The organism is Williamsia sp. Y721 (assembly GCF_059683565.1).
The window spans coordinates 541161-555037 of sequence record NZ_JCASNH010000005.1 but is presented as its reverse complement, the minus strand read 5'-3'; the positions used below and the strand labels follow the sequence as shown (position 1 = coordinate 555037).

14 protein-coding genes are annotated in these 13877 nt (G+C 64.7%); 8 read left to right on the top strand and 6 right to left on the bottom strand.

Going from position 1 to position 13877, the window contains the following annotated elements:
• Nucleotides 1-122 precede the first annotated feature (122 nt).
• The 4 genes from AC56PL_RS26075 to AC56PL_RS26060 all read left to right on the top strand — a co-directional run bounded on the left by AC56PL_RS26075 (nt 123) and on the right by AC56PL_RS26060 (nt 3116).
• Nucleotides 123-827, top strand: a complete 705-nt coding sequence (locus tag AC56PL_RS26075; protein WP_497155655.1) for a DUF2334 domain-containing protein — start codon at nt 123-125, stop codon at nt 825-827.
• An 81-nt stretch (nt 828-908) separates the two neighbouring features.
• Nucleotides 909-1157 (top strand): phosphoribosylformylglycinamidine synthase subunit PurS, encoded by a 249-nt coding sequence (gene purS, locus AC56PL_RS26070; RefSeq protein WP_495517204.1) that lies wholly within the window; start codon nt 909-911, stop codon nt 1155-1157.
• Nucleotides 1154-1837, top strand: a complete 684-nt coding sequence (gene purQ, locus AC56PL_RS26065; protein ID WP_497155612.1) for a phosphoribosylformylglycinamidine synthase subunit PurQ — start codon at nt 1154-1156, stop codon at nt 1835-1837. Before purS ends, purQ begins: the two co-directional genes overlap by 4 nt.
• A 7-nt stretch (nt 1838-1844) precedes the next feature.
• Nucleotides 1845-3116: a M18 family aminopeptidase gene (locus tag AC56PL_RS26060; RefSeq protein ID WP_495517206.1), complete on the top strand. Its 1272-nt coding sequence runs from the start codon at nt 1845-1847 to the stop codon at nt 3114-3116.
• Nucleotides 3117-3186: 70 nt separating this feature from the next.
• Here AC56PL_RS26060 and AC56PL_RS26055 read toward each other — a convergent pair whose 3' ends face one another.
• The 4 genes from AC56PL_RS26055 to AC56PL_RS26040 all read right to left on the bottom strand — a co-directional run bounded on the left by AC56PL_RS26055 (nt 3187) and on the right by AC56PL_RS26040 (nt 7308).
• Complete coding sequence (locus tag AC56PL_RS26055) at nt 3187-4473, bottom strand: VOC family protein (protein ID WP_497155611.1); 1287 nt, start codon at nt 4471-4473, stop codon at nt 3187-3189.
• Nucleotides 4470-4964, bottom strand: coding sequence for a sigma-70 family RNA polymerase sigma factor (locus tag AC56PL_RS26050; protein ID WP_495517669.1), 495 nt, complete (start codon nt 4962-4964; stop codon nt 4470-4472). The genes AC56PL_RS26055 and AC56PL_RS26050 overlap by 4 nt, the downstream gene beginning before the upstream one ends.
• A 117-nt stretch (nt 4965-5081) precedes the next feature.
• Nucleotides 5082-6356: a hypothetical protein gene (locus AC56PL_RS26045; RefSeq protein ID WP_495517208.1), complete on the bottom strand. Its 1275-nt coding sequence runs from the start codon at nt 6354-6356 to the stop codon at nt 5082-5084.
• Nucleotides 6357-6378: 22 nt separating this feature from the next.
• Nucleotides 6379-7308: a cupin domain-containing protein gene (locus AC56PL_RS26040; RefSeq protein ID WP_495517209.1), complete on the bottom strand. Its 930-nt coding sequence runs from the start codon at nt 7306-7308 to the stop codon at nt 6379-6381.
• Between the two features lie 71 nt (nt 7309-7379).
• On the opposite strand from AC56PL_RS26040, the gene AC56PL_RS26035 reads away from it, so the two are divergent.
• Both AC56PL_RS26035 and AC56PL_RS26030 read left to right on the top strand, forming a co-directional pair.
• On the top strand, nt 7380-8222 hold the full coding sequence (locus AC56PL_RS26035) for a Rossmann-fold NAD(P)-binding domain-containing protein (protein ID WP_497155610.1): 843 nt from the start codon (nt 7380-7382) through the stop codon (nt 8220-8222).
• A complete protein-coding gene (locus AC56PL_RS26030) occupies nt 8219-8704 on the top strand; it encodes an anthrone oxygenase family protein (protein ID WP_497155609.1) in 486 nt (161 codons plus the stop codon). Before AC56PL_RS26035 ends, AC56PL_RS26030 begins: the two co-directional genes overlap by 4 nt.
• Here the strand turns inward: AC56PL_RS26030 and AC56PL_RS26025 are convergent.
• A complete protein-coding gene (locus AC56PL_RS26025) occupies nt 8673-9521 on the bottom strand; it encodes an alpha/beta fold hydrolase (protein ID WP_497155608.1) in 849 nt (282 codons plus the stop codon). The two genes, AC56PL_RS26030 and AC56PL_RS26025, sit on opposite strands and share 32 nt — an antisense overlap.
• A gap of 60 nt (nt 9522-9581) precedes the next feature.
• Between AC56PL_RS26025 and AC56PL_RS26020 the strand changes: the two genes are divergently transcribed.
• Nucleotides 9582-10187, top strand: coding sequence for a TetR/AcrR family transcriptional regulator (locus AC56PL_RS26020; RefSeq protein ID WP_497155607.1), 606 nt, complete (start codon nt 9582-9584; stop codon nt 10185-10187).
• Nucleotides 10188-10471: 284 nt separating this feature from the next.
• Nucleotides 10472-13009, top strand: coding sequence for an AAA family ATPase (locus AC56PL_RS26015; protein ID WP_495517216.1), 2538 nt, complete (start codon nt 10472-10474; stop codon nt 13007-13009).
• A 136-nt stretch (nt 13010-13145) separates the two neighbouring features.
• Here the strand turns inward: AC56PL_RS26015 and kstR are convergent, their stop codons facing one another.
• Nucleotides 13146-13799: a cholesterol catabolism transcriptional regulator KstR gene (gene kstR, locus AC56PL_RS26010; RefSeq protein ID WP_495517217.1), complete on the bottom strand. Its 654-nt coding sequence runs from the start codon at nt 13797-13799 to the stop codon at nt 13146-13148.
• Nucleotides 13800-13877: the final 78 nt, after the last annotated feature.

Sequence of the window (13877 nt, the reverse complement as noted above, 5' to 3'; positions counted from 1 at the left end):
TTCCGTTACAGCAAATTACAGAAGTGAGTTCTGTCACCGAAGATGCTGTCCGCGTGAAGACTTTGCCTACCATCCACTTCGGTGCAACCGTCTGACCATGTGTGACGGCGATACTGATGGCTGTGACAGGACAACTCATCGTGTCCATCTCGGGCATCAGGACGGAAACGTTGGTGACGGCCGCGGCCTTCACCGAGCGGCTTGCCGCGCGAGATGTACCGGTGTCGCTGCTGGTCGCCCCGCGTCTGGCGGGCGGGTTCCGGCTGGTCGACGACGCCGCGACCTGCGAATGGCTCCGTGAGCGACGGGCAGGCGACGACGCGATCGTGCTCCACGGATATGACCAGGCCCCGGTTCGCAGGCGTCGCGCCGAGTTCGCAGTGCTGGGAGCGCATGAGGCTGACCTGCGACTACTTGCCGCGGACCGAGTTCTCGAACGAATGGGATTGCGCACGCGGATATTTGCCGCACCCCGATGGAACTCCTCGCCGGGTGCCCGCCAGGCGCTGCCCGGCCGCGGTTTTCGGACCGATCTGGGCCCGGGCTCGATCGACGACCTGGTCACCGGGCATCGCCTCCGGGCCCGGGTCCTCGGCATCGGCGACGGATTCGGGACCGATGCCTGGTGGTGCAGGCTGCTGATCGCGAACACCGTGCGCGTGGCTCGCCGCGGCGGAATCGTCCGGCTCTCGGTCGCAGCCAAGCACCTCGACAACCCGATCGCGGCCAATGCGCTGATCAATTGCGTGGATCTAGCGTTGCTGCAAGGAGCTTGGCCGACGACCTACCGGATGCTGGAGCCGCCCCTTGCCCGGAGCGTTGCCTGATCGGAGGTCCTCCCGCCGGGAAGCCCGCACTCAGCCGGTAGAGTTACGTCCAGCAAACCGCAGCTGAAGAGGAGTTCCGAAGTGGCTCGAGTCGTAGTGGACGTCATGCCCAAAGCCGAGATCCTGGACCCGCAGGGGCAGGCCATCAGTGGCGCCCTGGGTCGACTCGGATTCGCCGGTGTCGCCGATGTCCGACAGGGCAAGCGATTTGAACTCGAGGTCGATGATTCCATCGACGACGAGGCCCTGGACCGGATCGCCTCCGAGCTCCTGGCCAACACCGTCATCGAGGACTACTCGGTGACCCGGGTGCAGGGCGCATCGTCGTGACCGGAGCGCGGATCGGGGTCATCACGTTCCCCGGAACACTCGACGACGTCGACGCCGCCCGGGCGGTCCGCATCGCCGGTGGCGAAGCGGTTGACCTGTGGCACGGTGACGGCGACCTCAAGGGTGTCGACGCGGTGATCGTGCCCGGCGGATTCTCCTACGGTGACTACCTGCGGGCCGGTGCCATCGCCCGATTTGCCCCCGTGATGGGTTCGCTCGTCGAGGCAGCGGGCAAGGGTATGCCGGTCCTGGGTATCTGCAATGGTTTTCAGGTGCTGTGTGAGGCCGGGCTGCTGCCGGGTGCGCTCACGCGCAACCAGGGCCTGCACTTCATGTGCCGCGACCAGTGGCTGCGCGTGGAGTCCAACACCTCGGCCTGGAGCTCGCGCTTCGAGCAGGGTGCCGAGATCTTGGTCCCCCTGAAGTCGGGCGAGGGACGTTACGTCGCCTCTGAAGCTGTGCTCGACGAACTCGAGGGTGAGGGCCGGGTGGTCTTCCGCTACGCCGGTGACAACCCCAATGGTTCGATGCGGTCCATCGCCGGTATCTCCAGTGCCGACGGCAGGGTCGTCGGACTGATGCCACATCCCGAGCACGCGACAGAAGCGTTGACCGGTCCCAGCGACGACGGTCTGGGCCTGTTCTACTCGGCCCTCGACGCCGTCCTCGCCAACGCCTGAGGCGCACATGGTGACAACGTCCGCCGAAGCAGTCGGCCTTTGCAGTTTCATCGATGACTCCCCGTCGCCGTTCCATGTCTGTGAATCGGTGGCAAAAGTTCTGGAAGCAAACGACTTTCGGCAACTGAAGGAAGAGCATCAGTGGCCATCGCAGCCGGGTCGGCACTATGTGATCCGAGGCGGATCGCTTGTCGCGTGGGATAGCACTGCTCGTGGCCGTAGTTTCCGGATCGTCGGTGGACACACCGACAGTCCCAACCTGCGGGTCAAGCAGAACCCCGACCTCCGGTCGGCCGGACTGCGGATGGTCGGGCTGGAGAAGTACGGCGGTGCCTGGCTCAACAGCTGGCTCGATCGTGACCTCGGGATCTCCGGACGGCTGGCCATCCGTGAGCCCGACGGTCTGCGCGAACATCTGATCCGTATCGACGAACCGATACTGCGGGTTCCTCAGCTGGCGATCCACCTCTCGGAGGATCGCGGCGGGGTGTCGCTCGATCCGCAGCGCCATGTCAATGCCGTCTGGGGTGTCGGCACCGACGGTCCGGGATTCATGGAATGGATTGCCGCCCGCGCCGGCGTCGCACCGGATCAGGTCCTCGGCTGGGAACTGATGACCCACGACCTGGCCCCCAGTCGAGTCGTCGGGGTCGACGGTGATCTCGTCAGCGCACCGCGGCTGGACAATCAGGGCACCTGTTACGCCGGTACCCGCGCGCTCATCGACGCCATCGAATCCGAATCCTCGGCGGCCATCCCCGTGCTCGCGCTCTTCGACCACGAAGAGGTCGGCAGCGGTTCGGACCGGGGTGCTTCGTCGGATCTGCTCGGTACCGTTCTCGAACGAATTGTGCTGGCAGGCGGCGGTTCTCGAGAAGATTACCTGCGGTCGATGGCGATGAGTGCCTGCGCGTCGGGCGACATGGCCCACGCGACGCATCCGAACTATCCCGAACGTCACGAGCCGTCACATCAGATCGCCATCAACGGCGGGCCGGTACTGAAGGTGAACCAGAACCTGCGGTACGCCAGCGATGCGGCAGGCGAAGCCCTGTTCGCGGTTGCGGCCGACAAGGCCGGGGTCCCGCTCCAGCGTTACGTCCACCGGGCCGATCTGCCGTGTGGCTCGACGATCGGTCCGCTGACCGCAACCCGCACCGGACTCAACACGGTTGATGTCGGGGCGCCGCAGTTGGCGATGCACAGTGCCCGTGAGGTCATGGGCAGCGCCGACGTCGGTATGTACTCCGCCGCCCTCGCCGCATTCCTCGCTCCCTGACCCCCCGATTTTGGTGGGTTTTGGCGAGCATTTGCCCAGGTGGGCGTCACCAAAACCCACCAAGATGGGGTCAGTACTGGCCGAGGTAGAAGCGCGCGCCCTGATCGTCGAGGCATTCGGCGGAGATGGCGTACGACTGCTGTGACGGTCCACTGATTACGGTGCCGCCGCCGTCGCGTACTCGCTGCACCGCGACCTCGATGTCGTCGACGACCCACATCGGGACCGCCACCGAACGATCCTGGCCGCCTGCGATACCGGTCATCGGATGCATGCCGTCCACCTCCCAGCCGTCGTCGACGCGCCCGGCGTTGAACGTCCATCCCAATACTCGGCCGTAGAAGTCGCGAAGCCGTTCACTGTCCGGTGTGTACAGGGTCATGTACGTGAGCTCGCCGTGGCCGGTGGCGTTGAGTGGCGGCCGCGGATCCTGCGCCGTCGGCCGGTACACCGAAAATGCCACACCCTGGCTGTCAACGGCGTCGAGTAGCTCGCCGAAGCCGAACTGCTGCACCTGATTTGGCGTACCGCCGGCCTCCACAATGGCGGAACGGGCGGCATCGATGTCGTCGACGGCGTATACGCACAGCATGGTCGGATCGCCGGGGGCCGAGTAGATCCCGAGGCGATGGGACAGGTTGGTGACCTGGCTGGTGGCAGCGTTGAACTCCCAGCCCAGGACCGACCCGTAGAACTTGGCGGCGCGGTCGACGTCCGTGGTCCACAGTGAGCAGTAACCGATGTCGCCGCGGTGGATCTGTTCGATCTTCACCCCGGACACCGGTCCGGTGATCATCCATCGATGTCCGAACGGATCGACGATCACACCGGTTCGAGCGCCGTGGTCTTCATAGGGCTCACGCTGGACCGTCGCACCGCCGTCGCGGGCGCGGGTGAAAACCGCGTCGGTGTCGGAGACCGGCAGCATCAGTGATACCGAGACTGCTTGTGGCGCGGGGGCTTTGAGTCCCAGGTCGGGGAACTCGCCGGCGAGGTATATCACGCCGCCGCCGATCAGGAGTTCGGCGTGCCCGATGGTGCCGTCGTCCATCACGATCGGTTCGCCGCGCAGTCGGGCGCCGAGATTGGCGACGTACCAGTCGATGGCCGCGGCCGGGTCGGCGACGGTGAGATAGGGCAGTGCCCCTGGACGTTCCACGGTGGTGAGGATCTGCGACGAGAGGTTCTCGGCCGACGGCGCAGAGCCGATGTCGGTGCTCATGGTGACTCCTTCGGGTAGTTCGAGTCCACGCTCCAGGCGGGTACGCAGTCGACGTGCGAAGTCGGCGTCGGGGGACACCGGCACATCGGCTGTGGCCAGCACGGTGAACGGGTCAAATGAGTTAGGAGCGTTCATGACTGGCCTCCCTTCGCGATGGGCATCGTGTTGTCGGGGTAGGCCGCGCGGAAAGCCCGTTTGGCCCGGGTGAGCAGTGCTTCGGTGGCCATGACCGTGCGCCCGAGCAATTCGGCGCACTGCGGCACGGTGCAGTCATCGACATACCGCAGCGTCAGTACGGCGCGGTGGGTGCTCGACAGCCGGGCCAGGGTGAACTCGGCGAGCATCCGGTCGAGGTGGACATCCCATTCGTCGCCGGCCGGATGGTCCGGGACCTCTTCCACCGGGGTCGGGGTGCGTTGCATCCTGCGCCAGTGGTCGGCCAGTTTGTGTCGGGCGATACCGATGAGCCACGGGATCGACGGTTCGACGGGATCGTCGCTTCGCGCCCGGTCCATGGCGGCCAGGAACGTGTCGGAGGTGACGTCCTCGGCGACGTTCTTGTCACCGGCCCGCCGGATCAGGTACCCGTACACCGCAGGCAAGGCCTCGTCGTACAGAGCGAGCAGCGCTGTACCGGCCGGCGCGGGGCCGGACGGGTCGTGGGGGTTGCCACCCGCTGAGCTGCTCACATTCTCATAGTCGTCGGTAGCGGCCGTTTTCCGACGCCCAACCAGAGAACTTCTTTATGAAGGCGCGAGCAGCGAGAGTGTGGTGCCCTCCTCGAGCACGATGTATCCGTCGACAACAGCGGGCTGTCCACCGACCACCGACCGTTGCCACGCGATGGCTCCGGTGGTGAAGTCGTAGGCAGTCAGCGCGGAGTTGCCACCGAACACGATGATGTTCCCGCCCTGTCCGATGCAGCCGAGGATGTCGATGTTGGCGGATGGATCCATCGCGTCGCCGCGGGGGAGTTCCCCCAATTTGTCTGCCGAGACGAGATCGAGGACCGACCGGGTGCCGTCCTTGCGGGCAAAGGAGACCGTTGTACCGCAGGGCCGGGCGCCGACCTTCGACAGCTCAGGGTCGGTGACCTGCCAGAGCCTCGTCTTCTGTTGTGGATCGAACGCGGCGTACGTGCCCTGGGTCTGGAAGACCTGCTCGCTGCCTGCGCCCGTGGTGACCGGAAGGGTCGACGGACCCGGCACCAGTTGCTGTTTGTCGTTGTTCGACGTCTGTGTGCCGTCGGTGCGGAGGAACTCGACGCGCTGGGCGCCGCGCTCGGTGAACTGGGCTGCGATACCGGTCGGATAGACCACCAGATCGCATGCGCATCCGAACCTGTCGTCGCCGGTATCCGGATCGATGAGATGCTGTGTGCCGTCCGACGCCCGCACGATGGCGACGGTGCCGTTCACCTCGACCGCTGCGGCGCCGGCAAAGGTGCGGGCCCAGATCTCTGTGCCGTCCGGCGCATTGCGGCTCACCTGATAGCCGGAGCTGTTGACCCGTAGATAGTCGGGTCCGTATCCGGTGACGGCCTGGGTGTTGTCGAGATCTGAGACGGAGCCGAGTTCTCCGGTGTCCAGATCTGCGATGTAGAAGCCGTCCGGCTGATCTGCCAGACGCACCGCGCAGCCGACCTCACCTTTGTCGTTGAGTGCACAGCTCCCGAGTCCGGCGTCGATCGGCTTCGCCCAGAGCCGTTCTCCATTGCCGCGATTGATGGCGAGGTAGGTGGTGCCGTCGCCCGATGGGTAGGAGATCAGCCAGGTGTCCCGGTAGGTGCCTGCCACCAGCGGTGTGGCGCCGGAACCATACGTGCGCATGTCGCTGAGGTCGAGGCTCCAACGCTCCTGCGGTTCGCTCGGATACGACCGGAGCGTGCCACCTTCGTATTCGGACGTGTCTTCGGATGGCGTATCCATCGCCAACACCGCTCCGACCGTGACCACCATGATGATCGACAGCAGGAAGACGACGAATCCGATTCCCGGAGCGGGCCGGCCTTTGAGCATGAGGCCCATCCAATCACGGGCTTCAGCTCGCCAGGGACCTGCGGTAGTCGCGGGGGCTGATACCCCGAACTCGTTTGAATGCGGCACTCAATGCGTAGGCGCCGCCATAGCCGACCTGCGCCGCAACGGCATCGAGCGTGAGGTCCCCGCCGGCCAGCAGGTCGGCCGCCATCGACAGCCGCCATTCGGTGAGATACGCCATCGGCGATTCACCGACGAGCTCGGTGAACCGCTTGGCCAACACGGCCCGCGACACCGCGCACTGTCCCGCGAGCCCGGCGACGGTCCATGGATGTTGTGGATTGTTGTGGATCAGGGTCAGTGCCCGTCCCACCACCGGATCCGACTCGGCGGCAATCCAATTCGACCCTGACGACTCGGTTGAGGAAAACCAGGACCGTAGTGAGTCGATCAAGACCAGGTCGAGGAGTCGATCCAGCATCACCTCTTGTCCTGGGGCGTCACGCACCATCTCGGCCGCGAGGAGTTCGACAAGTGGAGAACTGTTGTCATGCAGGGTGATCAGCCGAGGGAGTGCGTTCAGAAGCCGGCCGGACACCTCGCCTGCCACGCCATAGGAACCGACCAGCGAGACGGACTCGCCGTCGGCGCTGTTGCCCCAACTACGGACGCCGAGGCACATTTCGTCGGCCAGTTCTGCGCCGTCGTCGCTGACGCAGTGCTGGCCTTCTTCGATGATCGCGGTGGTCGCGGAACTGCCGTCTCCGAAGGTGTACGGGTCAGGGCCGCGGATGATCGCGATGTCGCCGGGATGCAGGTTCGCTTGTTCACCGTCGTCGAAGGCGACGGCCGCGGTCCCGGATACGGTCACCACCACCGTCAGTGGAGCCTTGTCCTCGATCCGGACAGACCACGGCGGCGACATCACCACCCGTAACAGGAACGCATCCTTTGCACGGGGTCCATTGAGCACACTGCCAAGCGCATCCACAAGACGATTACACATGAAATCAAGCGGATAAGCCATGGAAACGCTCGTTTCGCTCCCCTGTACTGGTCTACATGACAAACACAACAACACCCCAACATCAACGTCCCGTCCTGGTGGTCGGCGCAACCGGCAAAACCGGTGGGCGCGTGGCAGATCGACTCGAACGATCGGGTCTGCCGGTCCGGCGGGCCAGTCGCACATCGACCACACATTTCGATTGGACCGACCGCGGTACCTGGAAGGCCGCGCTCGAAGGTGCAGGCGCGGTCTACATCACCTACCAGCCGGATCTGATCGTGCCTGCCTCGGTCGACGACATCGCCGCCTTCGTTGCTGCGGCCGGCGAGGCCGGTGTCGACCGCCTCGTCCTGTTGTCCGGGCGTGGCGAGCCCGAGGCGCGGGCCTGTGAACAAATCGTCCTGCGCGCCGGTGTCCCCGCAACAGTGTTGCGGTGCAGCTGGTTTGCGCAGAACTTCAGCGAAGCGTTCCTCGTGGACGGTATCCGCGATGGTGCGGTGGTGCTGCCCGTCGGACCGGTGGGTGAGCCGTTCATCGACGCCGACGACATCGCCGACGCCGCCGTCGAAGCACTGACCGGCACCGGCCACGCCGGACATGTTTATGAGCTCACCGGCCCGCGATTGCTCAGCTTTGCCGACGCCACCGCGGAGATCGGTGAAATACTCGGCCGCGACATCGCATTCGTGACGGTCCCCGATGGCGACTATCGTGCCGCGATGCTGGCCGAAGGCGTCGGCTCGGAGTACGCAGACATGGTGATGGCACTGTTCGGAACGTTGTTCGACGGTCGCAATGAATCGGTGACCGGCGGCGTCCGCGAGATCCTCGGACGCGAACCCGGTGATTTCTTTGATGTGATCAAAAGGGCGTCCGCACAGGGAGTCTGGTCATGACGGTGTTCCGGGAATCGGTGCTGGTCCTCGGAGTGGTGACGGTGGGCCTGATGGCCGGGCTGTATTCGGCGTTCGCCTACGCCGTGATGCCAGGTCTCCGGCGCGTCGATGACAAGTCCTTTGTCGCGGTCATGCAACGGATCAACGTGGCCATCGTCAATCCGATCTTCCTGCTGGTCTTCTTCGGTGGCCTCGGCTTCACGGTCCTGGCTGCGGTGCTCTACCGCGACCACCGGCTCTTGTGGTGGATCGTTGCAGGCGCGGTCCTGTACGGATTGACGCTGATCACCACCATCGCCTTCAACATCCCGCTCAACAATCAGATCGCCGCAGCCGGGGATCCCGATCGGATCAGCGACCTGCGCGCGGTCCGGGAGGCGTTCGAGGAACCCTGGGTGCGGTGGAACATCGTCCGGGCAGTGGTGAGCACCGGCGCTCTGGCAGTGCTCGTCACCGGTGCGACTTCGTTGAGATTCTCGTGATCTCGTCGATCACCGCGGCTGGATTATCCAGGGACACAAACGTTCTCGCGCCTGGCACCTCGGCGAATCGTGCGTCGGGGAACTGGGCGGCCAAGCGTCGGCCGAGTTTTGGTGTGAAACATTTGTCCGCGGTGCCCCAGGCCAGCGTCACCGGTTTGTCGAAGGCGCCCAGCCGCCCGGTGACCTCATTCAGCTCGGATGGGCTGATGGTCGCGAACAATCTCCTGATGTCACGCCGGATCTGCGCCGATTCGCGGGCCGGTGCCACCCAGCGTTCGGTGAGGTCGGGCGGGAGGTCCTTCGCCAACAGGCCGAACCCCGCAGGCGAGTGGCGAATTGCCTTGGTCCGCATGAGATTCAATGCGGGGGACAGGGCACCGGGCATCTTCAAGAGCGAGAAGATGGCATTGAAGGGAAACGGCGGGAAGGTGTCGAAGGCGTCGCAATTGGTGAGTACCATCCGCCCGATGTCCTTCCCGTGGGCGTCAACGGTGAACTGGCACAGTGCGCCTCCGGTGTCATTGCCGACGAGCGTCACATCGTCGAGGTCGAGGCCGATGATCAATTCGCGGATCAGGCCCGCGATTCCGGCGGGGCTCAAGTCCGCATCGGGTTTCATCGGTATTCGATGTGAACCGAGGGGGAGGGTCGGCAGATAGCACCGGAACCCTGCGGCAGCCAGGCCGGTGGCGACGTCGCGCCACAGCTCGGCGTCGACGAGTGCGCCGTGGATGAAGAGAACCGGCGGTGACGTGGAGTCCTCGGGGCCGACGGACGTGTACTCGATGGTCCCGAGGGTGGTCTCGATGGTCGCCATGATGGGTATCCTCCGTAAGAAACTTACGTACACCTGGCATGAAAGTTACATACACCCTGCATGGAAGTCAATCGTCGTACCCAGGCCGATCGCACGGCCGCAACGCGGGCCGCGCTGATCGGTGCCGCTCGCGTCCTCTTTGCCGAACACGGATTCAGCTCGGTCGGCACCCAGGCGATCGCTGCGCAGGCGGGCGTGACCCGCGGAGCGCTCTATCACCAGTTCGCCGACAAGGCCGAGTTGTTTGCCGCAGTCTTCGAGCAGGTCGAGGAAGGGGTGATGGCAGCTGTTGCCGTCGCGGTCGCGGACGCCGCCGCCGACGGGCCGATCGAGGCCTTGGAGGTCGGGGCCGCGGCGTGGCTCGAGCTCTGCGCCGACCCGCAGGTTCATCGCATCGTGCTCATCGAGGCCCCCGCGGTACTCGGTTGGGAGCGGTGGCGAGAGGCCGGACAGCGATACGCGCTGGGGATGGTCGAGGCGCTGATCGCCGAGGCCGTCTCGACCGGGGCCGTTCCGGAGCAGCCGGTACGTCCGCTGGCGCACGTGATGATCGGCGCGATCGACGAGGCAGCGATGTATGTGGCGCGCTCTGCTGAACCCGGCCAGGCGCGTCGCGAGATGCTCGATATCACCCGCCGGTTGATTAAGTCCATGACGATCGAATGACCTGCACCGCGTTCGCTGACGGCGTATCGAAGGGCGAATACCCGCCCGAGCTGCAGTGTTGATGAATTGAAGGTTCCGAAACCGGGCCCGCCGGGGGCGCAGGCCGACACATCTGCGGTGCCGGTGACCTGCGGCCATTAGACTGAGACCAAGGCCGCTGAGGGTGACGTTTCCATGTTGCTGTCGGCATAGGCCCACCCTGGGAAGATCGAGGCCTGCGGACCAGTCAGACTGGACCCGAAGCCGAAGGCCGAGCTCGACCCATTGAAACGTAAGGGAGAACAATGTTCGAACGGTTCACCGACCGCGCTCGTCGGGTTGTAGTCCTGGCTCAAGAAGAAGCGCGGATGCTCAATCACAACTACATCGGTACCGAGCACATCCTGCTGGGTCTGATCCACGAGGGCGAAGGCGTTGCCGCCAAGTCGCTCGAGTCGTTGGGGATCTCGCTCGAAGGCGTACGCAGCCAGGTCGAGGAAATCATCGGCCAGGGTCAGCAGGCACCGTCCGGTCACATTCCTTTCACTCCCCGCGCGAAGAAGGTCCTAGAGCTCTCGCTGCGTGAGGCGCTGCAGCTCGGCCACAACTACATCGGCACCGAGCACATCCTGCTCGGCCTCATCCGCGAGGGCGAGGGCGTAGCCGCCCAGGTGCTGGTCAAGCTCGGCGCCGACCTCAACCGGGTGCGCCAGCAGGTCATCCAGCTCCTCTCGGGCTACCAGGGCAAAGAGCCTCAGGAAGCCGGCACGGGCGGTCGCAGCACGGAGGCAGGCACGCCGTCGACCTCGCTGGTCCTCGATCAGTTCGGTCGCAACCTGACCGCGGCTGCTGCCGAGGGCAAGCTCGACCCGGTCATCGGGCGCGAGAAGGAAATCGAACGCGTCATGCAGGTGCTGAGCCGCCGCACCAAGAACAACCCGGTGCTCATCGGTGAACCCGGCGTCGGTAAGACCGCCGTCGTCGAGGGCCTGGCCCAGGCGATCGTGAACGGCAACGTTCCCGAGACGCTCAAGGACAAGCAGCTCTACACCCTCGACCTCGGGTCGCTGGTTGCCGGTAGCCGCTACCGCGGTGATTTCGAAGAGCGCCTGAAGAAGGTTCTCAAGGAGATCAACACCCGCGGCGACATCATCCTGTTCATCGACGAGCTGCACACGCTCGTCGGCGCAGGTGCTGCCGAAGGTGCCATCGACGCCGCCAGCATCCTCAAGCCGAAGCTGGCCCGCGGTGAGCTGCAGACCATCGGTGCGACCACCCTCGACGAGTACCGCAAGTACATCGAGAAGGACGCCGCACTCGAGCGCCGGTTCCAGCCGGTGCAGGTCGGCGAGCCGAGTGTGGAGCACACCATCCAGATTCTTCGGGGTCTGCGGGACCGCTACGAGTCGCATCACCGCGTCTCGATCACCGACGGTGCACTGACGGCCGCGGCAACCCTGGCGGACCGGTACATCAACGACCGCTTCCTGCCGGACAAGGCGATCGACCTGATCGACGAGGCCGGCGCCCGGATGCGTATCCGCCGGATGACCGCACCGCCAGACCTGCGCGAGTTCGACGACCGTATCGCCGACGCCCGCAAAGAGAAGGAATCGGCGATCGACGCCCAGGACTTCGAGAAGGCCGCGAACCTGCGCGACAAGGAGAAGCAGCTCGTCACCGAGCGCGCCGAGCGTGAAAAGCAGTGGCGCAGTGGCGACATGGACATCGTTGCCGAGGTCGATGACAACGAGATCGCCGAGGTCCTCGGTAACTGGACCGGTATCCCGGTGTTCAAGCTGACCGAGGAAGAGACCACGCGTCTGCTCCGTATGGAAGATGAGCTGCACAAGCGGATCATCGGCCAGACCGAAGCGGTCAAGGCGGTCTCCAAGGCGATCCGTCGTACCCGCGCCGGTCTGAAGGATCCCAAGCGCCCGTCCGGCTCGTTCATCTTCGCCGGTCCGTCCGGTGTCGGTAAGACCGAGCTGTCCAAGGCGCTGGCGAACTTCCTGTTCGGCGAAGACGACGCGCTCATCCAGATCGACATGGGCGAGTTCCACGACCGGTTCACCGCGTCGCGGCTCTTCGGTGCCCCTCCCGGCTACGTCGGCTACGAAGAGGGCGGCCAGCTCACCGAGAAGGTGCGCCGCAAGCCGTTCTCCGTCGTGCTGTTCGACGAGATCGAGAAGGCACACCAGGAGATCTACAACACGCTCCTGCAAGTGCTCGAGGACGGCCGTCTCACCGACGGTCAGGGTCGTACGGTCGACTTCAAGAACACCGTCCTGATCTTCACCTCGAACCTCGGTACCAGCGACATCTCCAAGGCCGTGGGTCTGGGCTTCTCCCAGTCCGGCGCCGAGGGCTCGAACTACGAGCGGATGAAGCAGAAGGTCAACGACGAGCTCAAGAAGCATTTCCGGCCTGAGTTCCTCAACCGTATCGATGACATCGTGGTGTTCCATCAGCTCACCAAGGACGAGATCATCAAGATGGTCGACCTGATGATCGCCCGTGTCGAGAAGCAGCTGAAGAACAAGGACATGGACATCGAGCTGACGGACAAGGCCAAGAGCCTGCTCGCCAAGCGCGGGTTCGATCCCGTCCTGGGTGCGCGGCCGCTGCGTCGCACCATCCAGCGTGAGATCGAGGATCAGCTGTCCGAGAAGATCCTGTTCAACGAGATCGGTGCCGGCGAGATCATCCTCGTCGACGTCGAGAACTGGGATGGCGAAGACGACGGCGAAGACGTCAAGTTCACCTTCAAGGGTTCGAAGAGGCCGATCGAGCTTCCCGACACCCCGGTGGAGCTGGCCAAGACCGGCGACTCCGAGAAGTAGTCGATACAAAGTAAGGGGCGCAACCACGAAAGTGGTTGCGCCCCTTCTTTGTTTGCAGGCACAGACAGAAACACCCGTTCCGGTCAAAAGCACATGTTGCAACGTGTGGTTTTGACTGGAACGGGTGTTTTTGCGGCTATTGCGCTGCGGCGTCCTTGTTGTCGCGGCCGGCGAGCAGGAGCGTGATCGTCAACTCCAGGCGGTTGGTGACGTCGGTGGCCGAGGCCCGCCGGGTCAGCCACTGCACCAGATTCGACATCCAGACGTCGGAGACGACGCGGGCGATCTTGAGGTCGAGATCGCCGGGCTCGCCTTCCACCATGGCGTTGGCGAGCAGGCGGTCGATGATGTTCGCGACCTTGTCGACCTCGGCGGAGGCAGATGCGTCGGCGAACATGAATGCGCGGGTCATCGCTTCGGTCAGCAGCGGATCCCGTTGCATGGCAAGGGTGATCATGTCCAGGACGTGGCGTAGACGCTCGAGCGGGGTATCGCCGCGGAGGCGGGTCTTGTCGGCGCGGGCTTCAACGCCTTCGAACTCGCGGGCCAGGGCGGTGACGAGCAGATGCACCTTCGACGGGAAGTAGCGGTAGAGGGTTCCGACGGCAACGTCGGCACGATCGGCCACGGCGCGCATCTGTACGGCGTCGTAGCCACCCTTGGATGCGAGGGCAAGCGTCGCGTCGAGGATGCGGCGCCTGCGTTCACGCTGGGCGTTGGAGCCGAGGTCGACCTCGGTACCGACGGCAGCATCGCTGACCGAACCGCCGGTGGGATTCGGGCTTGCCATCAGTGGACGACCTCTTTCGTTTTCTGCGCCCGGTGGGCCCTTGTTTCTGCTGTTGACCGTTTTTGCAGTTGGTCAACT

Coding starts and splice junctions, on each gene's coding strand:
- AC56PL_RS26030 (WP_497155609.1), top strand. CDS start 8,219: ATGACGGTGTTCCGGGAATCGGTGCTGGTCCTCGGAGTGGTGACGGTG.
- AC56PL_RS26045 (WP_495517208.1), bottom strand. CDS start 6,356: ATGCTCAAAGGCCGGCCCGCTCCGGGAATCGGATTCGTCGTCTTCCTG.
- AC56PL_RS26055 (WP_497155611.1), bottom strand. CDS start 4,473: ATGAACGCTCCTAACTCATTTGACCCGTTCACCGTGCTGGCCACAGCC.
- AC56PL_RS26060 (WP_495517206.1), top strand. CDS start 1,845: ATGGTGACAACGTCCGCCGAAGCAGTCGGCCTTTGCAGTTTCATCGAT.
- kstR (WP_495517217.1), bottom strand. CDS start 13,799: ATGGCAAGCCCGAATCCCACCGGCGGTTCGGTCAGCGATGCTGCCGTC.
- AC56PL_RS26035 (WP_497155610.1), top strand. CDS start 7,380: ATGACAAACACAACAACACCCCAACATCAACGTCCCGTCCTGGTGGTC.
- AC56PL_RS26015 (WP_495517216.1), top strand. CDS start 10,472: ATGTTCGAACGGTTCACCGACCGCGCTCGTCGGGTTGTAGTCCTGGCT.
- AC56PL_RS26020 (WP_497155607.1), top strand. CDS start 9,582: ATGGAAGTCAATCGTCGTACCCAGGCCGATCGCACGGCCGCAACGCGG.
- AC56PL_RS26025 (WP_497155608.1), bottom strand. CDS start 9,521: ATGGCGACCATCGAGACCACCCTCGGGACCATCGAGTACACGTCCGTC.